Source organism: Pseudomonas laurylsulfatiphila, assembly GCF_002934665.1.
Lineage (GTDB): Bacteria > Pseudomonadota > Gammaproteobacteria > Pseudomonadales > Pseudomonadaceae > Aquipseudomonas > Aquipseudomonas laurylsulfatiphila.
The window spans coordinates 66,868-92,087 of the sequence record NZ_NIRS01000004.1 but is presented as its reverse complement, the minus strand read 5'-3'; the positions used below and the strand labels follow the sequence as shown (position 1 = coordinate 92,087).

The following is a 25,220-nucleotide window of genomic DNA, read 5'->3' as shown; positions in this document are numbered from 1 at the left end:
GCTCTGGCCGTCTGCCTGTACCGAGAGAGACTGATATGAACGAGAAACCCATTTTTCAGCCCAGCGCCGAGCGCATCGCCAACACACGCCTGATGGCTTTCATGCAATTTGTGCAATCGCGTACCGGGCGTAATTTCACCGACTACGACGCGCTATGGCGTTGGTCTGTCGAGGAGATTGAGCAGTTTTGGCCACTGGTCTGGGAGTTCTGTGGCGGAGTCGGCGAACTGGGTGATGTAGTGCTGGAAAACAGTGGGCAGATGCCCGGAGCACGCTGGTTCCCGAATGCGCAATTGAACTATGCACAATCGCTGCTGGCTCGCCGCGACGACGGTGATGCATTGGTATTTTGGGGCGAAGACAAGGTTCGCAGACGCTTGTCCCGAGGTGAACTCTATGCCCAGGTTTCTCGCTTTCGCCAAGGCCTGGAGGCGTTGGGGATCGGCAAGGGTGATTGCGTTGCCGCCGTCATGCCGAACATGCCAGAAACCCTCGTGGCCATGTTAGCCACTACTTCGCTGGGTGCAGTCTGGTCGTCGGCCTCGCCAGACTTCGGTGTTCAAGGAGTGCTCGACCGATTCGGGCAAATCGAACCCAAGCTGCTGCTGTGCGTTGACGGCTATTGGTACAACGGCAAACGCGTCGATTGCCTGGAGAAAAATGCCGAAGTAGCGGCTCGACTGCCGAGCCTCCTGAGTACCGTAGTCGTGCCGTATGTGGAGGATGTACCGGATGTCGCCAACATTGTCGGTGGTGTCCGTTTCCCCGACTTTATCGAGCCCTACGCGGCAACCGACATCGCATTCACTCAAGTGCCCTTTGATCATCCGTTGTTCATCCTGTTTTCCTCCGGAACGACCGGTGTTCCCAAATGCATCGTTCATGGACACGGTGGCTCGTTGCTGCAACATCTCAAGGAACACCAACTACACACCGATGTGCATCCCGACGATCGCTTGTTCTACTTCAGCACTTGCAGCTGGATGATGTGGAACTGGCTGGTGTCCGGCCTGGCATCCGGGGCGACGGTGCTGCTCTACGATGGATCACCGTTTATGGCAGGCCGTGACGGACGTCCTGGCAGTATTCTTTTCGATTACGCCGACGACGAAGGCATGACTCATTTCGGCACGTCGGCCAAGTTTATCGATGCCTTGCTCAAGCAGGCGCTTTCCCCACGTCACAGCCATTCGTTGACGGCCTTGCGGGCTTTTCTGTCGACCGGCAGCCCGCTGGCTCCAGAGGGGTTCGATTACGTCTATCGCGAAATCAAGAGCGACTTACACTTGGCCTCGGTCGCCGGTGGGACCGACATTCTGTCGGGCTTCGTGGTCGGCGTACCTATACAGCCTGTGTATCGCGGTGAAATCCAGCGTGCTGGTTTGGGCATGGCGGTGGCAGTTTTCAATGAGCAGGGTGAGTCCGTCCGCGAAGTCAAAGGCGAGCTGGTGTGCACCCAGCCATTTCCATGCATGCCGGTAGGTTTCTGGAATGACACTGACGGCTCGCGCTATCACGCGGCGTACTTCGCACGTTTTCCCAATATCTGGTGCCATGGCGATTTCGCCGAGATCAACAGTCGAGGTGGTTTTGCTATCTATGGACGCTCCGACGCCACCTTGAATCCCGGAGGTGTGCGCATAGGCACTGCGGAGATTTATCGCCAGGTTGAACTGTTGCCGGAGATTGTCGAGTCGTTGGTGATCGGGCAGGAATGGGCAGGCGATACCCGCGTTGTACTGTTCGTGAAACTGCGTGATGGCCAGCAGCTCGACGATGACCTGGTGGCGCGGGTTAAACAGCAGGTCCGCAACAACACCACGCCACGCCACGTTCCTGCGAAGGTCCTGCAAGTCGTGGATATACCCCGGACCAAGAGCGGCAAGATTGTCGAGCTGGCGGTTCGTAACGTCGTGCATGGTGAGTCGGTGAAGAACGTCGAGGCACTGGCCAATCCCGAGGCCTTGGAATACTTCCGGGATCGCAACGAACTGACTGTCTGAAGGTCGGAGCCCGAACTGCTGATCCCTGGGTCAGCAGTGACTTCCATTACTCGTCGTTGTTTAGGCGCTGGCGCCGCCAAGTCGCCGGCGCCATGCCGAACTGGGCCGTAAACCAGCGGGTGAACGAGCTGGGCGATGAGTAGCCCAGTAGCCCTGCGACCTGGCCCAAAGAGTAGCGTGGATTCTCCATATAACGCAGCAACAGGTCCTGCCGTACCTGCTCATGCAGTTCGGAAAAGCTAACGCCGCTTTCTTCCAGCCTTCGTTGCAAGGTGCGCACATTCATGCCGAGGGATTGGGCTACCTGCCTGATCGTGGCGCGATCCATGGGCAGCAATAGGTAAATGGCCTGACGCACTTCGTTAAGTGTCGAACCCTTGTTTGCGCCAGGCTGCGCTTCGAAAAAACTTCGGGCATAACTCGCCATCACCGGGTCTGCGGTTGGATTGGTGGCATTAAGATCCGACACAAGACAGACAATGCCGTTGAACTGATCGTTGAATTCAACATTGCAGCCGAAAACTCGACGGTGAACATTTAAATCTTTCGGCGCGGCGTGAGTGAAACTGACGCTCAGCGGGCGCCAGCTCTTACCTAGAAGTGCACCACATAGCCGATGCAGCACGCCAATGGCCAATTCGATGCTCTGCCGCTTTGGCGTAGACGGGTCGACGATGATTTCCTCGCGAATGATCACTATCTTGTCCGTCTCAGTGATATCCATTGCCAGTGACTCATTGAGCAGATGTCGATATTGCCCAATGGTGTTCAAGGCATCCCGCAAGGTTGGCTGGTGGGTAAGCAGCAGGCTGATTGCACCAAAGTTGGAAAGCTGTCGTGACTCGGCCATGCGTAAGCCGAATGTTTCGCAACCACTGGCTTTTGCGGTTGCCTCCAGCAGCATTGCCACCACTGTCATGGGGATACGTAGTTCCGGGCTCTTCAACATCGGCGTGCTGAGCCCGAACTCAGAGAGCAACTGTTGGGGGTTAACACCCAACTGCGTACACAGTTCCAGGTAATTCGTCAGGGCAGCGGTACGAGCCATCAGGGCCATTAAGGTTGCCTCATTATTGTTTTTTTCACTTGCCTCTACTGCGCAATGCATGGGCAATAGTTGTTGTCGTGAATGGCAAGCGAGTATGCAGCATCGAACCCTTTATAGAGGGTTGGGTACGAAATGAAAACCATCTTGGCAGTATTCCATCCAAGTGATTTTACAAACCTGTCCTGTCTCGATTCGGGACGAAGAACTCGTTGATTTCTGTCATCAAAAGGCTAGCCCCTGACACGAAATGTACAGCGTATCGATCAGGCAAAACCTACCGTGCCTCACCACGGTTCGAAGTGTATGCAGCTTCCATACTGGCTGTTTATCGGCGGGAGGAAGCTGGGCCAATGCCTGAAAGACAGGAGTGAGAAGTAACACCATGCTGAAAACAAAAATAATCAAGCCCGCGCCAGACGCTTATGCCTACCCATTATTGATCAAGCGCTTGCTGCTGTCAGGAGCCCGGTACGAGCCAGAGCAAGAGATTGTCTATGCCGACAAATTGCGTTACAGCTATCGGACGCTTAATGAGCGGATACACCGTTTGGCCAACGCCTTAACGGCGGCGGGCGTCAAGGCAGGCGATACCGTAGCGCTGCTCGACTGGGACAGTCATCGTTACCTGGAGTGTTTTTTTGCTGTACCGATGATCGGCGCGGTTTTACACACTGTGAACATTCGCCTTTCCGCAGACCAGGTGCGCTACACCATGAATCACGCCGAAGACGATCTGGTGCTGGTCCATGACGATTTTCTGCCTCTGATCGAGCAGATTCACGAGGGGTTGTCGACTGTCAAAGGTTACATTCAACTGACTGACGACGATGCAACCACTACCGACTTGCCGGTGCTGGGAGAGTATGAGCGTTTGCTGGCCACGGCCAATGAACATTACGATTTTCCTGATTTTGATGAAAACTCGGTGGCGACGCTTTTTTACACGACAGGCACCACCGGCAATCCCAAAGGGGTGTATTTCTCGCATCGCCAATTGGTGCTGCACACCTTGAATGCCGTCGGCACTTTGAGTGCCTTTCAAGGCCAACCGCTACTGCGTTCCGATGACGTCTACATGCCCATTACCCCCATGTTCCATGTACATGCCTGGGGCGTGCCTTATGTTGCCACTCTGATGGGGGTCAAACAGGTTTACCCCGGTCGCTACGAACCCAATCGCCTGGCAAGACTTTTCCGTGAAGAAAAGGTCACGTTTTCTCACTGTGTACCTACGATTTTGCAAATGATCCTTGGATGCGAGGAGGCGGCCCAGACCGACTTCACTGGCTGGAAAATGCTGCTGGGTGGTAGCTCCATGACCATGGGAGTCGCACAGCAGGCGACCAGCCGTGGCATTCACGTGCACAGCGCATATGGGATGTCTGAAACCTGCCCATTACTCTGTACCACTTACCTGCATGCCCAGGATCTTGAGCAGCCGGCGCAAACCCAGCTTGCCAGTCGCATCAAGACGGGAACGCCAATACCGATGGTCGATCTGAAAATTATCGATGCGGGTGGCAAGGCCGTTCCTCATGATGGTGAATCGCTGGGCGAAATTGTGGTGCGCACGCCATGGTTGACCCAAGGTTATTTTAAAGATCAGGAAATGGGTGCAGAGCTGTGGCGAAATGGATGGCTGCACACCGGTGATATGGCCTCGATCGATCCCCGAGGAGTGGTGGAAATCAAGGATCGAATCAAGGATGTGATCAAAACGGGAGGGGAGTGGATCAGTTCTCTTGAGCTGGAAAGCCTGATCAGCGAGCACACGTCAGTCAGTGCTGTTGCTGTAGTCGGCATCGCCGATGAGCAATGGGGCGAGCGGCCCATGGCTTTGGTGGTCTGCGTACCTGGCAGACACCTCGATCAGGCGCAGCTCGAAGCCCATTTACAGCAGTATGTAGCGTCCGGCCGTATCAACAAATGGGCAATTCCCAGACAGTTCAAGTTTGTTGCAGATATTCCAAAAACCAGCGTTGGAAAGATCAACAAGAAACTAATCCGAGAATGTGAGTCCAGCTGAATTCCCTAGGGATGCAGACCATCTCAAATGCGCATGTATCGCCCTTCCGTGAGGTGGGCTGCGTGCGCAGTCTCTGGCGGAGATTTGGACAATTTGGCAGAGCTTTATATGGGCGCACCTTATAAATGCATTGAATTGTCCGGGAATGTAATTGTGCGCCCAGCAATGACCGCTAAGCCGATTGACGTCACTCCGGCGCCATCATCACCGCGAGCGTCATCTTTATGAACTCTTCATTCTTGTCGATGGCTTCCAACGCGCCGCGGACGTTGTCGGCAACGTCGGCCGAGCCGCGCTGCTCGACCCAGTTCGAAAGCTCCTGGATGGCGGCTTCTAGGGCGAGCTGGTTTTCGTTAATTTTGAAGAGCAGGGAAGGGAGTAGGTCTGAGTTTGGCATCGCGATTCCTCCGTGGAGATTTCAGCGTAGCAGTCGGTGATGATTGGTATGGGTAGGGAGAGGGGCCGCAGTCGGTAAAGCGAAGGAATGGTTGTGCGCAAAACCTCCGCTGGAAGCCGCGGATTATCGTTTGCGAAATAACAAAAAAACGGATTTTTTGCAGCTGCAATTGGAGGCTATATTCATTTTAAAACAATAAGTTAGGTCGATTTAGTCCCCAGTATGGGGTGCTAGGGGTCGAGTGTTCGAATCACTCCGTCCCGACCATATAATTCAAAGGGTTGCGAGATTTTATCTCGCGACCCTTTTTTGTTTTTAAGCGTTTTTACCCCCACAAAACCACTGGCTCTGGGTGGAATCGTGACTCCGCGTAGATGAGCCTCGGGTGGTTGCCATTGCCGATGAAACGACGATTGCCAGCCATGAGCGTCTCTTTGATCGAGATCTGGTCAGTTATGGCTGGCAACACTACATCCCACTGATCGAGCGCAAATCAGGGGCATTGAGCAATGGCGCGCCGTTTGCTGATTTGCCAAAACCGCTGCGGCTTCTCAAGCGCGGTCTGAGACGTCACACCAACGGTGATCGAATCATGACACAGGTACAGGCTGCGGTTCCCATTGCTGGCCTCGATCCTGTGCTGGCGATAGTCGAGGGGCCTTGGGCACGGGCGGCGGCGCCGGCGTTGGCCAGGCCGGCGTTATCGGTGCCGATTTCATAGAGCATGATGCCGCCGGCCCAGGCTTGCTGGCAGCACAGGGCAAGTAGCGCAGAGGCGGGCAGGGTAGCGGTTTTTGTCGGCATTGAAATCCCTCAGCAATTGTCCATTTCGAATACGGGTGGACTGCACCAGCCACCCGTGGATTCGGCTGTTACTTGGCCATCTCTGCCCGAGCCGCGGCGATCTTGGCTTTAACCGAGTCGAGGTTGAAACTCGCGCCTTTTTGCATCGGCGGGAACTCGATCGCTGTTTCTGCCAGTTTGGCCACCTGTTGCTGGACGAATACGAAACGCCAGAATTGGAACTTGAACCAGTCGAAGTACTGTTGCGAACCCTGCGCGGCCTGATTTTCCGGCCAGCCCATGCGCTCGAACGGGTCGAGTCGAAGATTGGTCAGGATCGGCACGTCCACAGCAACTTTAGCCCCCAACCAGCCCCCCGGTTGGTCAATGAAGCGATATTTGTAGTCGTCTATGCGCACTGCACCCAAGGCGCTTTCTCCAAAGTAGAAGACTTCATGCCGGTTCGACGGACCTTTTCCGGTGATCATTGGAGTTTGATCATAGCCGTCCAGATGAACTTTGTAGGTGGTGTCACCCAATTGTTTGCCTTTGAGCAGTTCGGCGGTGATGTTCGGGTTGCCCGCCGCCGCGACCAGAGTCGGGAACCAGTCCATGCCGGACATGATGCCGTTGGCGACCTGGTTGGCCGGCACCTTGCCCGGCCAGCGAATGATTGCCGGCACGCGAAAGCCACCTTCCATGACCGTGCCCTTGCCCATGGCGAACGGGGTGGTGCCGCCATCGGGCCAGGTGAAGTTTTCCGCTCCATTGTCGGTGGTGAAAATGACGATGGTGTTGTCGTCCATGCCGTCTTTCTTCAGCTTCGCCAGGACATCGCCGACGATGTCATCGAGCTGCGCCATGCCGGCTTCCTGTTCCGACCAGCCATTCTGCGAGTTGCGCATGGCCTGGTACTTGTCGGATAGGTGCGTGACGATGTGCATGCGGGTCGGGTTGAGCCAGACGAAGAACGGTTTGTTGTCCTGCTTGGCCTTGTCGATGAACGAGAAGGCCTTGTCGCGAATCTCCTCGTCGACGGTTTTCATTCGCTCCGGATAGAGCGTGCCGGCGTCTTCGATTTTCTGCTTGCCCACCTTGCCCCAGCGCGGCATCACGGTCGTGTCATCGGTGGAGGAGGCCCAGCTGTGGACCATGTTGCGTGGGCCGACGCTGTCCAGCAGCTCCTTCGGATAATTGGGGTGTGCCGGGTCTTCCATGGCATCGAGGTGATAGAGGTAGCCGAAGAATTCGTCGAAACCGTGGACGGTGGGCAGGAACTGGTTGAGGTCGCCCAAGTGGTTCTTGCCAAACTGGCCGGTGGCATAACCCATGGCCTTGAGTGCGGTCGCGATGGTGACGGCTTCGGCGGGAATGCCTACGGGCGAGCCGGCCTGGCCGACGGTGGTCATGCCCGTGCGAATCGGCAGTTCGCCGGTGATGAAATTGGCGCGTCCGGCGGTGCAACTGGCTTCGGCGTAATAGTCGGTGAAACGCATGCCTTCATTCGCCAGTTGGTCGAGGTTGGGGGTTCTGCCAGCCATCATGCCCTGGTTGTAGACGCCGATATTCGACCAGCCGATATCATCGCCCATGATCACCAGGATGTTGGGGGCCTTGTCGGCGGCCAGGGTCAGGGCGGGTAACGCCATTGCAGATAACAACAGAGGTACCGCGAACATCGTGGATAAGGTTGTCCGGTTCATGTCGAGATCCTATCTACATGTGTTAACTCACTAGAGAGAAGCCCCCCCGGCCGCTCTTGAAAATTGGATCCCCACGAAGAGCGTAGGTACAAACTGTGAACTATCCAGAAATAATCATCTGAAAAGATGCTGCATTTATTCAAAACTTGAGTTTTATTTTTCTATTTGTTGGCAGTGATTATGAAATTACACTTTGCTGATGCTGAAACCACAGAGGCGTTTACCCGGCAGCGTCACGTTGACTCAGCAGCTCAATTTGGCAGTCCTGCCGCTAATTGTTCAGGTTGGGCGTCGTTAATGGGCTGACGATCCCGAGGACAGTGCACGTGGCTGGAGATTTCGTGCGGTGTTTACGCTGTTGTTTTCCGATGAGCTTGCACGAAACATCCACGACAGTAGGGCGTCGAAAATAGTCACGTCTCTGATCCATAGCTAAGCTCTAAGACTCGACCTGACTCCGCGGAGACAAAACGATGCGAGCCTTCCAACAGCATGTGCGGTTGTTCTCTCTCGGTTTAGTCCTGGGCGTATTCACCACCCCGTTGTATGCCGCAGATGGTCCACCGGCGCAGTTAGAGCCCAAGGCGATGGAAATCCTCAAGGCCATGAGCGCCAGGTTAGCGTCCACGCAGGGCATGAGTTTCAAGGCCGTCACAACCTACGAAAAGCCCAGTCGGCTAGGACCTCCCCTGGCCTATGGCACGGTGGACCTGGTCAACGTGCAACGGCCAGATCACCTTCGCGTGTTGACGTCGGGCGATGGTTCGGCCACCGAGTTTTACTACGACGGTAAGAAAGCTTATGCCTTTGAGCGCAAAAATAACCTGCTAGCGCAGGCCGATGCGCCACCTACCATTGATGCGACCCTTGAGGCCGCGTACCGGCGGGCGGCGATCTACTTTCCGTTTACTGACGTAATCGTCACCAACCCCTACCAGGATTTGTCTCGGGATATGCGTGTGGCGTTTTACATCGGCCAAAGCACGGTGGTCGGTGATACCACCACTGATGTGATCGCTTACACCAGCGACAGCGTGTTCGTCCAGGCGTGGATCGGTGCGCAGGACAAGCTGCCACGCCGTTTGCGCGCCGTATATCTCGATGATCCGACTCGATCCCGGCATCAGGTCGATTTCAGTGACTGGAAACTTGAATCGGCGATGTCTGCGGATTTCTTCAAGCCCGACCATATCAAAACGGCACACCGCATTCAGTTTGCCCCGCCGCCCGATCTTCGTGCTCCGCAAGGGGCAAAACCCTGAACAAGGAGACTGAAGCATGAACAGATCTACCTTGAAATTCGCTGGCCTGTTTGTCGCGGTACTCACCTGTAACGAGGCGGCGGCTTGGTCGCACGCTTCCGGCTTTGGGCGCACTTCCGGAGGGGGGGCGCATGGAGTCATTCTGGTGAATTTGGCTCGGCTTCGGGCGGCGATGGCAGTTGGAGTGGCGAAAGTAATCGCGGCGGTTCGGCTTCGGGTGGTGAGGGTAGCTGGAGCGGATCAGGCTATCGCGGTGGCTCGGCGTCCGGTGGCGAAGGCAGCTGGAGCGGTCAGACCGAGAGTGGCGGGACAGCCTCTGGTGGCGAGGGATCCTGGCACGGTACTGGCGCGGAAGGTGGAACGGCTTCGGGTGGAGAAGGTGCCTGGCATGCCGAGGGGGAATATGGCGCTACAGCCAGCGGCTATCACGCGGATGGTTATGGCACGACCATTTACCGTCCGCCTGTCTATGGTGCAAATGTTTATCATCCGGTCCCGTACGGGACTGCCTACTATCATCCGCCCACCACTGTCATTGCCAGTAGTGGTTGCTACAACTGTGGTTATAACGACGGGGTTAATCCGGCAGCCGCGGCTACAGCAGGTGTGGTGGTGGGGGCCGCTGTCGCGACTGCGGCAAACCAGAGTGCCAACAATAACGCTTACGGAGCAGGCTATAACGCGGGCATGGTGGCTTACGCCCCACCGACAATGCCTATGGGAGCGACATTTGTCACCCTTCCTTCAGGATGTGGTTTGAGAGCCGTCTCGCATGGCACGTATTACCAATGCGGCAACTCTTGGGTGCGACCCGCCTATGGCGCCAACGGTGTTTATTACACCGTGGTGCCCATGCCGTAGCCAGGACCTTGCTATTTATAGCAACGCCTGAAGAGCTTGACCGTATTTGAAGGGCGGAGTAGACCGGAGAATGTCCGTATATAGACTCCTCCTTGTTGCAAGCCTCCTTTGCTTTGGCGCCCGTGCCGACTGCACACGTATATTCGGCCTTTTACTGCGGCATCGTTTTAGTGCAGGGCCATGATAGAGATTCGCGCGTCAGCTCCCAATCTTCATCCCGGGATGAATGGGTCAGACCGCTGCCCGACCCAGTTGGTAATCAGTGCCGTCGCGCAGCATCGCTCAAGCCATGCGTGCCGTTTTGTTGGCCAGTGCGATAGCGACGGCGCAACTGGAGGATGTCCAGCGTCAACGTGAGGGCTAGCGGTCGAACGCGCGCAGGCGCAACAGCAAGCGCTGCAGACACAGATGCAAGCGTTGACGGTGAAAACGCAGCAGGAGCGTGAAGCAGCCGACATCTACCAGCGCGCCGTCAAAGACCGCGCGCATCGCGAGGTGGATCGCGTCCGGGAAGAGACCAAGGCGGGTGCACGCCAGCTGAAAGCAATGATGCTACAGCTTGAGCAGCTACAGCGTCGTCTGGAGGTCAAGCAGGACGAGTTGAGCCAGGCGCAGCTGGTGGCGGCAATGCAACAAGTCCGCGCCGATACCCTGGACGCTCAGTTGCGCCTCAGGAACAAGGCCACCGCGACGAAATCGAATACCCGAAAAAATCGGTCCCGCGACGGTCTACGGTGGCCCCAGCAGCTGACCCCGCTTAGGGGATGCCAAGAGCGAGCTATACAGCCTGGATTGGCTGCACGCCGCGCGCGGACCACTCGAGTAATCCCGATGTTCGGTTGCCGCCGATGGCGCTTTTAATACCTGCATAGATTTGCTGGTACGGATGATCTGGAAAACTTCGGATTGCAACAGGTACCAGAATTCGAATCTCTGCGTTATCCGCGTCCACGCATACGCCAGCGGCGCGGGGTCGGGCCCTGCGCGCTCAGCCACTGCCGTGGACTGCAGCCGAACCAGCGGCTGAAGGCACGCGAGAATGAACTGAGCTCGACATAGCCCAGTAGGGCGGCCATTTGGGACATTTGCCGGTCCGACTCACGCAGATAATGCTCGGTCTGTTGGCGGCGCGCCGCGTCGAGCAGCGCCTGGAAACTGGTCCCTTCGTTATTGCAAAGCCTGTTGCAGGGTACGCGCGCCCAACCCCAGGTGCGAGGCAATGATGTAGAGAGTGGCGTCGCCCTGGGCCAGCAGGCCGCGTATCAGTTGCGTGACCCAATCGGGAATCTCGTCGCGGTACACATTGTCCAGGCTTTGCAGCTGTTGCTGCATCAGTCGACGCAGCTCGGGATCGCTATCCGACACGGGCCGTGTCAGCCAGTCCGCAGCGAAGACGATGGTGTTTTCGGCGGCGTTGAATCTGGGCAGCACGCCCGGCAACTTCTTGTAGGTGCTGAGGGGTGAGGCGGGTGTAGTCTGGATCAGCAAGACGTTCGGCGCCCACTTCGGGCCGCACAAGGTGCGCATCAGGCGCAGGCCGACGGCGAAACCCAGTTCGACGCCCTGACGAATATGGGTCCTTGGGGCCATCGATTTCAGCAAAGTATCTTCGCTCATGGCAGCCCTCTTTTGTTGTTGGCGGCACAGCGGGCCGTGGGGTTCGCCGTTGATGACGCAGATAGTAGGAATGCACTGTTGAGCCAGCAGGTCATTGCCACCAAAGCGTTGATCCGCGCAATGGGTTTTGCGTTGGCAGAAACGTCAGGGTCAATTCGAGGTCTGCTCTGCAGACCGATGAAAGGGTTGAGATGACCGGCGCTATTTGCTGTTCATCCGCACCATCGCAAGGCGTATTTCCCCCAACAGTCAGCACCCAAGGAACGCGATGACCAGCAACCAACCACTCGATGAAGACGTGACCATTGCGCGCATGCGCGATGTCCTGAAGCGACAACAAGTGGCTTCTATGACAGAAGGGCCGCCTTCGACCGCATTGCGTATCGACCGCATCGACCGGGTCATTCAGTTGCTGTTAGAGAACCAGCAGCGGTTGTGCAGGGCTTTGGCCAGCGACTTTTCCTGGCGCTCCCATGATCAATCGCTGATGAGCGACGTGCTGCTGTCGGTCGCCGGGTTCAAATACGCTCGCAAGCACCTGCGCAAGTGGATGAAGCCCCAGCGGCGTAGCCCGGAAATGGGCGCAGGGCTTCTGGGGGCCAAGGCTGAGATTTATTTTCAGCCGCTGGGCAGCATCGGCATCATGGTGCCGTGGAATTTCCCGGTGGCCATCGCCCTCGGGCCACTGGCAGAAGCCTTGGCGGCAGGCAATCGGGCGATGATCATGTTGTCGGAGTTCACCCCAGCGACCGCGGCCTTGCTGATCGAGTTGCTGGCAGGGGTCTTTGACGAGACCGAAGTGGCAGCTTTCGTCGGTGGTGCGAAGGTCGGCGCAGCGTTCTCTGGTTTGCCGCTGGACCACATCGTCTTCACCGGCAGCCCGCGGGTAGGCAAACTGGTGATGGCGGCAGCGGCCGAGAACCTGACCCCACTAACCCTGGAACTGGGCGGCAAGTCCCCGACCATCATTGGCCGTGGTGCCGACCTGGACAACGCCGCACGGCGAATTTGGGGCGGGAAGGTTGTCAACAGCGGGCAGGCGTGCATTGCGCCCGACTACGTGCTGGTGCATGAGGACGACCGCGAGCACTTGCTGACCAGCATGCAAACCGAGCTGCAACGTATGTTCCCGACCTTGCGCTGCAATCTTGACTACACCGCCATTGCCTCCCAACGGCAATATGACCGTTTGCAACGCTATCTGCAGGATGCCGAAGCGCTTGGGGTTCGACGTATCGAGGTCAATCCCGCCCACGAAGACCTCGGTGCAGTTCGCAAGATTGCCCCGACCCTGCTGGTAGATCCGCCCGAGCAGGCATTGGTGATGCAGGAGGAGCTCTTCGGGCCGCTGCTACCGATCTGTAGCTATCGAACCATCGATGAGGCCATTGCCTATATCAATGCGCGGCCCAGACCCCTGGCGTTGTATTACTTCGGTGACGATCGCGTAGAAGCCAGAAAAGTACTGCGACATACCTGGTCGGGTGGGGTCTGTATCAATGAAGTCATGCAGCATATTTTCCAGAGCGACTTGCCGTTTGGCGGCTGCGGCAATTCCGGCTTCGGCCGTTATCGAGGAGGTGAAGGCTTCAAGGCCTTCAGCCTGCAGCGATCGGTGTTTAAGCCGGCGTGGTTCGACGTCATGGGCCTGCTGCGGCCTCCGTACGGGAGTCTATTGCGGCGGGTGATGGGTGCCCTCCTGAAAGCACCAGCAAAAAAGCAGCAACGGAGCCGAGCATGAATCGATTGAGTCATCTTTTCGTCGTCAGCCTTTGCGCAACCTTAAGTACGACGAGCCTGGCTGCAGTGGCGCAAAAGCGGCCGAACATCATCGTGTTAGTGGCCGACGATTGGGGTTATAGCGATGTCGGCTCGTTCGGCAGTGAAATCGCTACGCCGAATATCGACTCCTTGGCGAAGGAAGGCGTGCGCTTCGCCGATTTTCATGCCGCGGCCTCCTGTTCACCGACCCGCTCGATGCTGCTGACTGGCGTCGACAATCATCGCAATGGCGTCGGCAATATGCCGGAAACAATGCCGGCAGAGCACTTGGGCAAGCCCGGCTATGACGGCGTGCTCAATGACCGTGTTATTACCGTGGCGAGCCTGCTCAAAGACAGTGGTTATCACACCTACATCACCGGCAAATGGCATCTGGGCAAAACCGCAGGCACCTTGCCGAACAACCGTGGTTTCGAGCGTTCTTTCATTCAGGCTGACAGCGGTTCGGACAACTGGCAGGAACGGCCCTATGCACCGCTTTACGACAAGGCCGCCTGGTTCGAGAACGGCCAACCGGCGCATCTACCCCAGGATTACTACTCATCAACCTTTATCGTTGATCGGGCCATCGATTACATTGCGGCGGACAGCCATGATCAGCAACCCTTCTTTGCCTACCTCGGGTTTCAAGCCAATCACGTGCCGATCCAGGCCCCCAGGGAGGTTGTAGACAAGTATCAGGGCATTTATAAAGATGGCTGGGACGCATTGCGCAAAGCGCGCCATGCCCGTGCGATCGAGCTGGGCCTGATTCCCGAGGGGTCCGGCATGGTCACAATGGCCAGTACCGGCGATTGGAACGCCTTGAGAGATGAACAGAAGCGCTACGAAGCGCGGCGCATGGAAGTGTATGCCGGCATGGCCGAAACCATGGACCGGGAAGTCGGCCGGCTTATCGCCCACTTGAAGGCGACGGGCGAATATGACAACACCCTGTTCGTGTTCCTCTCCGACAATGGCAGTGAGCCCACCGATCCCTACGATATTACCGCCATCAAGCTGTGGCTGCAGTTCAACTATTCCCGCGACATCGACCGTCTGGGCGGCAAGGGCGCGTTCTCCAGCATCGGTCCGAGCTGGGCCAGTGCGGCGGCAGCGCCTCTAAGCGGTTATAAATTCTTCGCTGGCGAGGGGGGGCTGCGTACACCGCTGATCATATCCGGCGTACCCGGCATTCAGGCCAACCAGATAACCAGGGCCTTTACCCATGTCACCGACATCGTCCCGACCCTGCTCGAGGCGGCCGGAGTCAAGGCCCACGAAGGGCTTTACCGGGGCAAAGCCGTTGAACCGCTGATCGGCAGCAGCCTGGTGCCGGTGCTGCAAGGCAAGAGCGAGTTGGTGCATTCACCGCAGAAGGCGATCGGTTATGAACTGTCCGGCAGCGCCGCCCTGTTCAAGGGCGATTACAAGCTGGTGAAAAACATCGAGCCTGTAGGGGATGGCCAGTGGCACCTGTACAACCTCAAGACCGACCCCGGCGAAGTATTCGATTTGCAGCAGCAGATGCCGGAGCGTTTCGTCAGCATGCAGGTCGATTACGCCGAATATGCCCGGGCCAACAACGTTCTACCGATGCCCGTTGGTTATGACTACAAGCGCCAGGGGCAACTGTACGCACTCAAGCATGTGTTGATTCCCAAACTCAAGGCAGCATGGCCGCCAGCTCTGGCGGGGTTGCTTCTGCTGGCCGGCGCCTTGGTGGTATGGCGTCGCCGTCGCAGCGAGCGTGCTTCGTGATCAGGCGCTTGAACATGATTGACGAGAGTCTTCTCGCAGTGCTGCTGAAAAAATAACCGACAGGCCGGGTTGGCCTGTCGGTTCGGCTTTCTATATCAATTGTTGAATCTGATCCTCGCTCAAGCCTGCTTCACGCAACACCTGAGCACTGTGTTCGCCGCGCGTGGGGACAGTGCCAATGCCTGATGGGGTGGCTGAGAAGCGCGGCGCCGGGGCCGCCTGCAACACGCCATCACGTCGAGAATACACATTGCGAGCGGCCATATGCGGGTGAGTGAGCGCTTCGGCTGGCGTCAATACCGGGGCGAAACAGGCATCGCTGCCTTCGAGCAAATCCACCCAGTGCTGGCGTGGCTGGCTGGCAAACACGGCCGCCAGTCGCTCGCGCAACGCGCCCCATAGGCGAGCGTCATAGGGCTTCTTGAAATCCTGGTCGTCGCCCAGGCCTAGTTTGTTGAACAGCAAGGTGTTGAACTGCGGTTCGAGCGCTTGCACGCTGACAAAAAGACCATCGGCACAGGCATAGGTGCGCGCCCAGTGGGCGCCGTCCAGTAACCCGCGACCGCGTTGCAGGGGTTGCTGACCGGCGGCGTGTGCAGACAGCAACAGGTTCATCAGGTTGGCGCTGCCATCGACGATGGCGGCATCCACCACCTGGCCCACGCCACTGGTGCTGCAGTTAATAATCCCGGCCAGAATACCCATCGCTAGATACAGTGCACCACCCCCCAGGTCGCCCACCAGGGTCGGCGGGGCCATCGGAGGCTCGCCCGCTTCGCCGCTGAACCATAAGGCTCCGGACAGGGCGATGTAGTTCAGGTCATGGCCGGCGGCATGGGCCAATGGTCCTTGCTGCCCCCAGCCGGTCATGCGTCCGTAGACCAGGCGCGGATTGCGCGCCAGGCAGACCTCGGGACCCAGCCCCAGACGCTCCATGACACCTGGACGCATGCCTTCGATCAGTGCATCGGCGCCCTCGATCAGGCGCAGCACCGCTTCAATTGCCGCCGGGTCTTTGAGGTCCAGGGCAATCGATTGTTTGCCGCGATTGACGATGCTGTGCTTGCCCAGATTGAGCATGTCGGCACCTTTGCCGGCGGCACGCTCCACCAGAATCACTTCGGCGCCCATGTCGGCCAGCAACATGCCGCAGAACGGCCCCGGCCCGATCCCGGCGATTTCGACGATACGAATGCCGTCAAGAACTCCCATGCTATTGCTCCTTCGAATGATATGAATGGCCCAACAAAACGCTCATCAACAGGTGAAATGCCACCGCCGGCCACAACAGCAGACTGTGGCTTACGAACAGTCCGAGATAGACCAGATAGAATGCGATGGCAGCGTTGTAGAACAGCATGCCCCGGACCGCGCCGGTGTTGCCTTGGCCTGGCCAGCACGCCAACGCGAGCGCAAGCAGGGCCAGGCCGAAACACCGTGCAAACAGGTAGGTCAGCTCACTGGTGTCGATAACAAGTAACCAGGCACCGAGCAGCCCTGGGTCGAATAAAAGCGCAAGCCCAGTCGCGAATTCGGTGATGACGGCAAGAACAAGTAAGTTACGCGAGGTAATCAAGCGCGATGGTTTCATGGTTGACCTTCGAGGTGGGCGTCGCTCCCATTGTCAGGACAAGCGTCGGGCAGCACCGGTCAAATGAATCAAATCGCAGGTCGCTGCAGCACGGAGGGCCGATCCGCAATGGGGATCGGCCGGGTAACCCCCGTCGCAGTCATTGACCGGACAGATCGACGGGGGGAGTATTTGAACTCGCACTTAGTAGAGGGAGGTCAGGATTGAAAGTGGATACGTCCTTCGGTGCCGAATCGTCAAGGCGTGACGATGCGCTGGAACCCACGACCATCAGCAGCTACACCGTGGCGATTGCCAGGGCGCTGGAGGCCAGCGGCGTCGACAGTTCGCGGATTTTTCGAGCTTTTGGCATCCCGAAGGTCACGTCCAGCGATCCGTTGGCGCGCCTGCCAACTACCACCATGACCCGGTTGTACCGAGCGTGTGTGGACGAGACGAATAACCCGTATTTCGGCCTGCTCGTCTCCAAATACATCCACCTTTCCCACCTCCACGCACTGGGCTATGCACTGGTTGCCAGCAGTACGTTGATGGATTATTGCCGGCGTCTGGAGCGTTATTTCCGGCTGGTCTCGCAAGTGGCCAAGGTCAGCGTCCTGGAGGAGGATGACAAGGTCCTGCTGCGCGTAGACTACCTGGCTGATATCAGTGGCGAGACTGAAGATGCCTTTTTCGGGTTTCTGCTGTATAGCATGCGCCTGCTGTACAAGCCTGAATTCAACCCCTTGCGCCTGGAGCTTCATCGGGCCATGCCTCATGAGGGAGGCATGCCTTATGAAGCGTTGTTTCGTATCCCCGTGATTTTTTCCCAAGCCAATGGCCTGGTGGTCTTCGCCAAGCGGGACATGACCCAATTGCTCACTGGCGATTGTCCGGAACTGGCGCAGGTCAACGACAACATCATCATCGGTTATCTGGCGAAGCTGGACAAAAGCGATGTGATCACCGGCGTGACCCAGAAGATCATCGAATTCTTGCCCAATGGCGATTGCACCCGCGACCGGGTGGCGAGCGCGTTATGCATGAGCCCGACCAAGCTGCAGCTCAAACTGTCGCAACGCGGCACCCACTTCCAACAACTGCTCGACGACACACGCAAGGAGCTGGCCTGTAGTTACCTGCGCCAGGCTTCGCGGCCGGTGACCGAGGTCACCTTTTTGCTTGGTTTCAGCGATACCAGCAACTTCACTCGGGCGTTCAAGCGCTGGACGGGGCTTTCGCCGACGGACTTTCGCCAGCAGGCCTAGAAATAGCGGCGCGCACCTGTAGCCGCTGCCGTCAGGCTGCGTTGGAATCCCGCAGGGGCTCCCTGGCGTTCTTGAGATTCTGCGCCCACTAACGCGTGCAGACGCAGCCTGCGGCAGCTGCTACAGGGAACGCTGCATTGTGTTGACCGGTGATTTGGCGCTATTGACCGGCACCCGGTTCCTGCCCGCGATACAACACTCTCGACCGATCCGGTATGCGCCACCTCATCTGCAGGTCGCATTCGTGAAACCACCGAGAGGCAAGTACGTTTGATGAATAACAATAATAAGATCTGCCCACCCCATCTGCGTCGAGGGCTCCTGGCATCAGCGATTCTGGCCGGGCTGGGAATGACACCTGTGCAAGCCTTCGAGTTCGACACGGGTAACGAGGACCTGACGGTCCGTTTCGACAACACCTTCAAGTTCAACTATGCGCAGAGGGTGGAGAGCGCCAACTCCAAGTTGACCAATGCCTGGAACAACAATGATGGCGACCGCAACTTCTCTTCGGGCAGTGCGGTGGCCCAGCGCCTGGATGTGCTCTCCGAACTGGATTGGGTCTACAAGCAGAAATACGGATTTCGGGTCAGTGCCAACAGCTGGTACGACCATGCCTATGACAATGTCGGCAGCGACAATGCGGCGACCAACCAGCTCAACAATGGAGTACCGGACTCCCGCCACGTGAGTGGTTACGTCGAACGCTATTACAACGGCCCGTCGGCCGAGATCCTCGATGCCTTCGTCTTCGGCGGTACGGAAATCGGTGAAGAGTCGATGCTCAGCGCCAAGCTCGGCAAGCACACCCAGTACTGGGGCGAAAGCATCCTGGCCTTCGCCCATGGAAACAGCTACGGACAGTCGGGCTTGAACCTCACCAAGGCGCTGGCAGTGCCAGGCACCGAAGCCAAGGAGCTGTTCATCCCGCGCAACCAGCTGTCCACCAGCTTGACGGTCAACCCGCAACTGACCCTGGGTGCACAGTATTTCCTCGATTGGGACGCCTCGCGCCTGCCCGAGTCCGGCACCTACCTGGGCTTCAACGACGGCATCCAGAACGGCGGGCACAACCTGTCGCTGATCGGCGGCCTCAACCCGTTCTTCGGGCGCCCGGGACCGATCGGTGCCAACCAGTACCTGCGCCTGACCAATGGCCATACCTTCACCCCGGATAAGCATGGCGACTTCGGCCTGATGGCCAAGTGGAGCCCGGAATGGCTGGATGGCACCCTCGGCTTCTACTACCGCAACACCTCCGACATCTTGCCGAACGTGGTCCTGCAACCGACCGCTATCGGCCCGGCACAGCTGGTCTCCGGCAACATCGGCAGCTACAACCAGTTCTACGTCGACGACATCGATATCTACGGTATCAGCCTGTCCAAGAACATTGCCGGTGTCAGCGTCGGTTTCGACCTGAACTACCGCGAGAACATGCCTTTGGCCAGCGTCGCGGGCACCGTCAGCCCAGTAGCTGCGGCCGCCGGCTTGCCAGGCTTCATCAGGAGCTTCAATGGCGATAACGGCGTAGCTCGCGGCAATACCGTGCACGCAGTGCTCAACGGTCTGACCACCTTCGCCGACACGCCGGTCTGGGACAGCGCGTCGCTGTTGGTTGAACTCGGTTACAGCCGCTGGCTGGACGTGACCGACAACAAGCAGTTGTTCAAGGGCGGGGACTTCTACCACGGCGTCGACAAGGTCACCAAGGACAACTACATCCTGGGCGTCAACTTCAACCCGACCTGGTACCAGGTCTTTCCCGGTATCGATATGTCGATGCCGGCCACCTATAACGTCGGCCTCAACGGTAACTCTGCCGTGCAGCTGGGCGGCAACGAGAACGCCGGCAGCTATTCGGTCGGCATTGGCATGGATGTCCGCAACCAGTACCGCTTCGACCTGAAGTACGTGGACAACTTCGGTCCGTTCGATACCTGCAACTCGGCAGGCAGCGCTGGTAACCCAGGCGACGGCGCAACACCGGGTGCCAATGGGCAATACAACTGCACCCCAGGGCAAGCTACCGCCTTTGGCGGCCCTCCGTCCCAGCTCAAAGATCGCGGCATGGTCACCTTTACCTTCAAAACGACTATCTGATCGAACCGTTGCCCAGCAACAGGAGACACCCATGAAATTTGTCAAAACCTTACTGGCCACCACTCTTGCGCTGGCCGTCGCAAGTGCCGCCCATGCGGCCGTATCCCCGGACCAGGCTGCCAAGCTCGGTACCACCCTGACGCCAGTCGGCGCCGAAAAAGCCGGCAATGCCGACGGCACCATCCCGGCCTACACCGGCGGTCTCACCACGGCGCCGGTCAGCTTCCAGAAAGGCAGCTCCTTTCGTCCAGACCCCTTCGATGGGGAAAAACCGACGTTGGTAATCGATGGCAAAAATGCCGCCCAGTACGCCGGCAAGTTGACGGCTTCGACCCAGGAATTGCTCAAGCGTTACCCGTCTTATCGCGTCGATGTCTACCCAACCCACCGTACCGTGGCGATGTCACAGCAGGTGCTGGAAAACACCGCGAAAAACGCAGTAAACGCAAAGACCTCCGAGGGCGGTCTTGCACTGGAAAATACCTTGCCGGGCGTGCCATTTCCGATCCCGGTCGATGGCAATGAAGCGATGTGGAACCATCTTTTGCGTTATCAGGGCGTCGGTTTCAATACCAAGTATGACTCCTGGAACGTCGACTCCTCCGGCGTCGCTGCGCTGAGTAGCACTGGCAACGTCAATGTGGAATACCCGTTGTACGCGCCGAATCGTCCGGTCGGTACGGTCGCCGCTGACGAAATTTTCTACAAGATCAAGCTGCAGTACACCGGTCCCGCCCGCCGCGCGGGTGAAGCCGTGTTGGCCATGGATGCGGTCAACCCGATGAAACAACCGCGCCGCGCCTGGCAGTACTTACCGGGGCAACGCCGGGTCAAGTTGGCGCCGGACCTGGCCTACGATACGCCCAACCCGGGCACGATGGGGGCGGCTACCTACGACGATGCTTTCCTGTTCAATGGCGCGTTGGACCGCTACGACTTCAAGCTGGTCGGCAAGAAGGAGATGTACGTCCCGTACAACACCTACAAGCTGAGCTACCACGAGAAAACAGCCGACGTGACCACACCGCACCACGTCAACCCCGATCTGATGCGCTGGGAACTGCACCGTGTCTGGGTCGTCGAGGCCACGCTCAAACCCGGTAAGCGCCATATCTATAGCAAGCGCAACTTTTACCTCGATGAAGACAGTTGGATCGCCGTGGCCTCCGACGAGTACGACGCCCGTGGTCAGCTTTACCGCGGGGGCTTTGCCCACCTGACCCAAAGCTATGACGTGCAGGCGCCGGACTCCTTCAACCACATGCTCTATGACTTTGTCTCCGGCGTTTACAACATCAACGGCGTCTATGGCCCTTATGGCGGCCTCAAATACATCGAGCCTCTTTCCAAGGCCCAGTGGGTGCCGGAGTCGCTGGCCGGCGCGGGCATCCGCTGACCGAACTCCAAAGCGGTGTTAGCCATCGGGAGGGCGGTACGCCTCCCGGTGGCCTTTTTCCGGGAAACACATATGACTATGTTTAGGTGGATAGTGCTCACGGCACTCGTCGCGGCATTGGTGCTGCCCTTTACCAGAGCCGTCGTAGCGGCGGAATTTGCCGATACCCTCGATCAACCCGCGATCCAGGCCGAAAAAGCAGTGCAGGGGATTTTCACCGGGTTGGCGACTGCCGGTCCGCGCCTGGTTGCGGTTGGCCAGCGTGGCCACATTTTTTACTCTGACGATGCGGGCGAGCATTGGCAGCAAGCCCGTGTGCCGGTCAGCTCCGATCTGGTTGCCGTGTACTTTCCGAGCCACCGCCAGGGCTGGGCCGTTGGCCACGATGGCGTGGTATTGCACAGCAGCGATGCTGGCCAATCCTGGAGTCGTCAGTTCGATGGCCGCCAGGTCGGTCCGAGCATGCTCGCGCACTACCAGCGACCGGCTGCCGCGCAGCCCGAGGACACCAACTTGCAAGCGCGGATTGCTGAAGCCCAGCGCATGAGCGAGGAGGGTGCAGACAAACCATTCCTCGATGTGTGGTTCGAGAACGATCGGGTAGGTTACATCGTCGGGGCCTTTAACCTGATTTTCCGCACCGAAGACGGTGGCCAAAGCTGGATTCCCTGGCTGGACCGCACGGACAACCCGAGTGCACTGAACCTCTATGCATTGCGCCCGGTCGGCAACGATTTGTTCATCGTTGGCGAACAAGGCCTGGTGCTCAAGCTCGACCCGGCGACGCAACGCTTCGACGCAACCCCTTTGCCCTACAAGGGCACCTTCTTCGGCATCACCGGCAAACCCGGAGCGGTGCTGGTGTTCGGCCTGCGCGGCACGGTCTATCGCAGCGTCGATGCGGGTGCCAACTGGAGCAAGGTCGAACTCGGCCTGCCCTTGAGCATTGCCGCGAGCACAGTTACAGCGGACGGGCGGATCATCCTGCTCAGCCAGGCCGGCCATGTGCTGGTCAGCAACGACGACGGGGCCAGCTTCAAACTGCAACCACAAAATGGCCTGGCGCCGGTCGCTGCCGCGCAGATATCGGCGGTGGGTTCGCTGGTGCTGGCCGGCGCACGCGGCCTGCGTCAGTTGCCCCTCGAGTAAACCCACTTGCGTATAACAAAAGAGACAAGAAACGATATGGGTCACTACGAACGCAATACGATGCCGATGGTCAAGGAGCTCAGGGGCTTCGATGCACGCTCCGGCAACTTGCTTGAACGCCTGATCTTCAACAACCGCCTGCTGGTAGTGCTGACCTGCCTGACCGTGACCCTCTTGCTGGGCTATTTCGCGGCGACTCGGCTGACGCTCACCGCCAGCTTCGAGAAGATGCTGCCGCAAAGCCAACCGTTCATCCGGAACTACCTGGAGAACCGCCAGTCCCTGCGTGGGCTGGGCAACGCGGTGCGGGTGGTGGTGGAAAACAGCGAAGGCGACATCTTTGATCCGCACTACCTCGAGGTGCTCAAACAGGTCAACGACACCCTGCTCATCACCCCGGGCGTGGACCGGGCCTGGATGAAGTCGTTGTGGACGCCTGCAGTGCGCTGGACCGAAGTGACCGAGGAGGGTTTCCAGGGTGGTCCGGTAATGCCGGACGCCTATGACGGCTCGCCCAAGGGCGTCGAGCAATTGCGGTTGAACATCGCTCGCTCGGGGATCGTCGGCAGCCTGGTGGGTAACAACTTCAAGTCGAGCATGATCTTCGTGCCATTGCTGGAGAAAAACCCGGTCACAGGCAAAGCCATCGATTACCACGCCTTTTCGACCATGCTCGAAGAACAGCTGCGCCACAAGTACGAGTTCGCAGGCGAAACCAATGCACATGGGCAGGACGAGGAGGGCAAGGGCCCGATCAAGATCCATGTGATTGGCTTTGCCAAGCTGGTTGGCGAGCTGATCGATGGCCTGGCGCAGTTCATGATGTTCTTCGGCGCCGCCGCGCTGATCGCCACAGCCATAATTTTCTTCTTCACCCGCTGCGTGCGCAGCACGACATTGGTGATCCTGTGTTCGGTGATCGCCGTGGCCTGGCAGCTCGGGCTCGTCACATTGCTGGGCTACGCGCTCGATCCGTTCTCGATCCTCGTGCCGTTCCTGGTGTTTGCCATCGGCGTGTCCCATGGTGCGCAGAAGATGAACGGGATCATGCAGGATGTCGGGCGCGGCACCCACAAGCTGATCGCTGCGCGCTACACCTTTCGCCGCCTGTTCCTCGCCGGCCTCACGGCGTTGCTGGCCGATGCCGTCGGCTTTGCCGTGCTGATGCTGATCGACATTCCGGTGATCCAGGACCTGGCGGTTACCGCCAGTATCGGCGTAGCCGTATTGATCATTACCAACCTGGTGCTATTGCCGGTGCTGCTGTCCTACTGGGGCGTGAGTCGTAAGGCCGCCGCCCGCAGTTTGCGCCAGGAAGACAAGGAACTGCATGGCAAAGGCCTGGGCAACCTCTGGAGCTTGCTCGACCGCTTCACCGAGCGTAGCTGGGCCACCGTGGCGGTCACCATCGCCTGTCTGCTGGCGGTAGGTGGTTTCATGATCAGCACCCATTTGAAGATCGGCGACCTCGATCCTGGGGCGCCAGAACTACGTGCTGACTCACGCTACAACCGCGACAACGCCTACATCACTGCAAACTATTCGCTGTCCAGCGATCAATTTGCGGTCATGCTCAAGACCCCCAGCGAAGGGTGCCTGAAGTACGAAACGCTGGTGGAAGCCGATCGCCTGGGTTGGTTGCTGCAGCAGCAACCGGGCGTGCAGACCACAGTGTCGCTGGCCAATGCGGTGCGACAAATCACGGCGGGTTCCTATGAGGGCAACCCGAAGATGCTGACCATCGCGCGCAATCAGGATGTATTGAACTACGGCGCGCAACAGGCCTCGGTAAACAATCCAGAACTGTTCAACAACGATTGTTCGATGATGCCCATCGTGGCCTATCTCTCGGACCACAAGGCAGAGACACTGGACCATGTGGTGCAAGTCGCCGAGACCTTCGCCCGTGAACACAGCAATGATGAGCGCCAGTTCATGCTCGCCGCCGGCAGTGCCGGGATCGAAGCGGCAACCAATATCGTTGTACGCGAGGCCAACCGGACCATGCTGCTTTATGTGTACGGTGCGGTGATCATGCTGTGCTTCATTACCTTTCGCAGCTGGCGAGCGGTGGTGGTGGCAGTGGTGCCGCTGATGCTCACATCGATTCTCTGCGAGGCCCTGATGGTCTGGTTGGGCATGGGCGTGAAGGTGGCCACGCTGCCAGTGATTGCTTTGGGCGTGGGCATTGGTGTGGACTACGCGTTGTACCTGCTCAGCGTGCAGATCGCACAGCAGCGCGCCGGCCTGTCGTTGACCGAGGCTTATAAGAACTCGGTGGCCTTCACTGGCAAGGTGGTCGCACTGGTGGGCATAACGCTGGCGGCGGGCGTCATCACCTGGGCCTGGTCACCGATCAAGTTCCAGGCCGACATGGGGATTTTGCTGACATTCATGTTTGTCTGGAACATGGTCGGGGCATTGGTGTTGATTCCGGCGCTTTCACATTTTCTGCTGCGCGACGTGTCAACCAAAGCGGCCATCAGATAGCTACGCTACGTCAGACCACTCA

Annotated in this window: 18 protein-coding genes and 2 pseudogenes; 12 read left to right on the top strand and 8 right to left on the bottom strand. The window is 58.3% G+C overall.

Features of this window, described 5'->3' with window-relative positions:
- The first annotated feature begins 35 nt into the window (after nt 1–35).
- A complete protein-coding gene (locus CD175_RS15075) occupies nt 36–2,003 on the top strand; it encodes an acetoacetate--CoA ligase (protein WP_104449507.1) in 1,968 nt (655 codons plus the stop codon).
- Nucleotides 2,004–2,049: 46 nt separating this feature from the next.
- On the opposite strand, the gene CD175_RS15070 is transcribed toward CD175_RS15075, so the two are convergent.
- Nucleotides 2,050–3,051 (bottom strand): AraC family transcriptional regulator, encoded by a 1,002-nt coding sequence (locus CD175_RS15070; RefSeq protein WP_104449956.1) that lies wholly within the window; start codon nt 3,049–3,051, stop codon nt 2,050–2,052.
- Nucleotides 3,052–3,433: 382 nt separating this feature from the next.
- On the opposite strand from CD175_RS15070, the gene CD175_RS15065 reads away from it, so the two are divergent.
- Nucleotides 3,434–5,077 carry a fatty acid--CoA ligase gene (locus tag CD175_RS15065; protein WP_104449506.1) on the top strand — a complete coding sequence of 548 codons (1,644 nt, stop codon included), beginning with the start codon at nt 3,434–3,436 and terminating at the stop codon, nt 5,075–5,077.
- A 187-nt stretch (nt 5,078–5,264) separates the two neighbouring features.
- On the opposite strand, the gene CD175_RS15060 is transcribed toward CD175_RS15065, so the two are convergent.
- Nucleotides 5,265–5,474, bottom strand: a complete 210-nt coding sequence (locus CD175_RS15060) for a hypothetical protein (RefSeq protein WP_104449505.1) — start codon at nt 5,472–5,474, stop codon at nt 5,265–5,267.
- Nucleotides 5,475–5,856: 382 nt separating this feature from the next.
- Between CD175_RS15060 and CD175_RS15055 the strand changes: the two are divergent.
- Nucleotides 5,857–6,129 (top strand): annotated as a pseudogene (locus tag CD175_RS15055) (IS21 family transposase); the annotation flags it as partial.
- Here CD175_RS15055 and CD175_RS31745 read toward each other — a convergent pair.
- Both CD175_RS31745 and CD175_RS15045 read right to left on the bottom strand, forming a co-directional pair.
- Nucleotides 6,114–6,278, bottom strand: a pseudogene (locus CD175_RS31745) (transporter); the annotation flags it as partial. The pseudogenes CD175_RS15055 and CD175_RS31745 sit on opposite strands and share 16 nt — an antisense overlap.
- A 68-nt stretch (nt 6,279–6,346) precedes the next feature.
- Entirely contained in the window at nt 6,347–7,960 is a 1,614-nt protein-coding gene (locus CD175_RS15045; RefSeq protein WP_104449504.1) for an arylsulfatase, read from the bottom strand.
- A gap of 473 nt (nt 7,961–8,433) precedes the next feature.
- Between CD175_RS15045 and CD175_RS15040 the strand changes: the two genes are divergently transcribed.
- Together CD175_RS15040 and CD175_RS15030 are read left to right on the top strand one after the other, a co-directional pair.
- Nucleotides 8,434–9,222 carry a DUF2092 domain-containing protein gene (locus tag CD175_RS15040; RefSeq protein WP_104449503.1) on the top strand — a complete coding sequence of 263 codons (789 nt, stop codon included), beginning with the start codon at nt 8,434–8,436 and terminating at the stop codon, nt 9,220–9,222.
- A gap of 1,269 nt (nt 9,223–10,491) precedes the next feature.
- On the top strand, nt 10,492–10,944 hold the full coding sequence (locus tag CD175_RS15030; protein WP_104449502.1) for a hypothetical protein: 453 nt from the start codon (nt 10,492–10,494) through the stop codon (nt 10,942–10,944).
- A gap of 77 nt (nt 10,945–11,021) precedes the next feature.
- Here CD175_RS15030 and CD175_RS32140 read toward each other — a convergent pair whose 3' ends face one another.
- Nucleotides 11,022–11,303, bottom strand: a complete 282-nt coding sequence (locus CD175_RS32140; protein WP_104449501.1) for a helix-turn-helix domain-containing protein — start codon at nt 11,301–11,303, stop codon at nt 11,022–11,024.
- The gene (locus tag CD175_RS15020; protein ID WP_276309771.1) at nt 11,251–11,730 is read right to left on the bottom strand and encodes an AraC family transcriptional regulator ligand-binding domain-containing protein; all 480 of its coding nucleotides are present in this window, start codon (nt 11,728–11,730) and stop codon (nt 11,251–11,253) included. Before CD175_RS15020 ends, CD175_RS32140 begins: the two co-directional genes overlap by 53 nt.
- A gap of 238 nt (nt 11,731–11,968) precedes the next feature.
- Between CD175_RS15020 and CD175_RS15015 the strand changes: the two genes are divergently transcribed.
- Entirely contained in the window at nt 11,969–13,441 is a 1,473-nt protein-coding gene (locus CD175_RS15015) for a coniferyl aldehyde dehydrogenase (RefSeq protein ID WP_104449499.1), read from the top strand.
- Nucleotides 13,438–15,222 carry an arylsulfatase gene (locus tag CD175_RS15010; protein ID WP_104449498.1) on the top strand — a complete coding sequence of 595 codons (1,785 nt, stop codon included), beginning with the start codon at nt 13,438–13,440 and terminating at the stop codon, nt 15,220–15,222. Before CD175_RS15015 ends, CD175_RS15010 begins: the two co-directional genes overlap by 4 nt.
- A gap of 90 nt (nt 15,223–15,312) precedes the next feature.
- Here the strand turns inward: CD175_RS15010 and CD175_RS15005 are convergent, their stop codons facing one another.
- Nucleotides 15,313–16,434 carry a CaiB/BaiF CoA transferase family protein gene (locus CD175_RS15005; protein WP_104449497.1) on the bottom strand — a complete coding sequence of 374 codons (1,122 nt, stop codon included), beginning with the start codon at nt 16,432–16,434 and terminating at the stop codon, nt 15,313–15,315.
- Nucleotide 16,435: 1 nt separating this feature from the next.
- Entirely contained in the window at nt 16,436–16,813 is a 378-nt protein-coding gene (locus CD175_RS15000) for a hypothetical protein (RefSeq protein WP_104449496.1), read from the bottom strand.
- Between the two features lie 209 nt (nt 16,814–17,022).
- Here CD175_RS15000 and CD175_RS14995 point away from each other — a divergent pair, with 209 nt between their 5' ends.
- The 5 genes from CD175_RS14995 (at nt 17,023) to CD175_RS14975 (ending at nt 25,198) form a co-directional block, all read left to right on the top strand.
- Nucleotides 17,023–18,060, top strand: coding sequence for an AraC family transcriptional regulator (locus tag CD175_RS14995; RefSeq protein ID WP_104449955.1), 1,038 nt, complete (start codon nt 17,023–17,025; stop codon nt 18,058–18,060).
- A 273-nt stretch (nt 18,061–18,333) separates the two neighbouring features.
- The gene (locus CD175_RS14990) at nt 18,334–20,163 is read left to right on the top strand and encodes a DUF1302 domain-containing protein (RefSeq protein ID WP_104449495.1); all 1,830 of its coding nucleotides are present in this window, start codon (nt 18,334–18,336) and stop codon (nt 20,161–20,163) included.
- Between the two features lie 31 nt (nt 20,164–20,194).
- Nucleotides 20,195–21,559 (top strand): DUF1329 domain-containing protein, encoded by a 1,365-nt coding sequence (locus tag CD175_RS14985; RefSeq protein ID WP_104449494.1) that lies wholly within the window; start codon nt 20,195–20,197, stop codon nt 21,557–21,559.
- A gap of 72 nt (nt 21,560–21,631) precedes the next feature.
- Nucleotides 21,632–22,708, top strand: coding sequence for a WD40/YVTN/BNR-like repeat-containing protein (locus CD175_RS14980; RefSeq protein WP_104449493.1), 1,077 nt, complete (start codon nt 21,632–21,634; stop codon nt 22,706–22,708).
- Between the two features lie 36 nt (nt 22,709–22,744).
- Entirely contained in the window at nt 22,745–25,198 is a 2,454-nt protein-coding gene (locus CD175_RS14975) for an efflux RND transporter permease subunit (protein WP_104449492.1), read from the top strand.
- The last annotated feature ends 22 nt before the right edge of the window (nt 25,199–25,220 follow it).

Bases quoted from the DNA above. Each gene is read 5' to 3' on its own strand.
- CD175_RS15040 (WP_104449503.1), top strand. From the start codon at position 8,434: ATGCGAGCCTTCCAACAGCATGTGCGGTTGTTCTCTCTCGGTTTAGTC.
- CD175_RS15030 (WP_104449502.1), top strand. From the start codon at position 10,492: ATGCAAGCGTTGACGGTGAAAACGCAGCAGGAGCGTGAAGCAGCCGAC.
- CD175_RS15045 (WP_104449504.1), bottom strand. From the start codon at position 7,960: ATGAACCGGACAACCTTATCCACGATGTTCGCGGTACCTCTGTTGTTA.
- CD175_RS15000 (WP_104449496.1), bottom strand. From the start codon at position 16,813: ATGAAACCATCGCGCTTGATTACCTCGCGTAACTTACTTGTTCTTGCC.
- CD175_RS15005 (WP_104449497.1), bottom strand. From the start codon at position 16,434: ATGGGAGTTCTTGACGGCATTCGTATCGTCGAAATCGCCGGGATCGGG.
- CD175_RS15075 (WP_104449507.1), top strand. From the start codon at position 36: ATGAACGAGAAACCCATTTTTCAGCCCAGCGCCGAGCGCATCGCCAAC.
- CD175_RS15010 (WP_104449498.1), top strand. From the start codon at position 13,438: ATGAATCGATTGAGTCATCTTTTCGTCGTCAGCCTTTGCGCAACCTTA.
- CD175_RS14980 (WP_104449493.1), top strand. From the start codon at position 21,632: ATGACTATGTTTAGGTGGATAGTGCTCACGGCACTCGTCGCGGCATTG.
- CD175_RS14975 (WP_104449492.1), top strand. From the start codon at position 22,745: ATGGGTCACTACGAACGCAATACGATGCCGATGGTCAAGGAGCTCAGG.
- CD175_RS15015 (WP_104449499.1), top strand. From the start codon at position 11,969: ATGACCAGCAACCAACCACTCGATGAAGACGTGACCATTGCGCGCATG.
- CD175_RS15065 (WP_104449506.1), top strand. From the start codon at position 3,434: ATGCTGAAAACAAAAATAATCAAGCCCGCGCCAGACGCTTATGCCTAC.
- CD175_RS14985 (WP_104449494.1), top strand. From the start codon at position 20,195: ATGAAATTTGTCAAAACCTTACTGGCCACCACTCTTGCGCTGGCCGTC.
- CD175_RS15070 (WP_104449956.1), bottom strand. From the start codon at position 3,051: ATGGCTCGTACCGCTGCCCTGACGAATTACCTGGAACTGTGTACGCAG.
- CD175_RS15060 (WP_104449505.1), bottom strand. From the start codon at position 5,474: ATGCCAAACTCAGACCTACTCCCTTCCCTGCTCTTCAAAATTAACGAA.
- CD175_RS14990 (WP_104449495.1), top strand. From the start codon at position 18,334: ATGAATAACAATAATAAGATCTGCCCACCCCATCTGCGTCGAGGGCTC.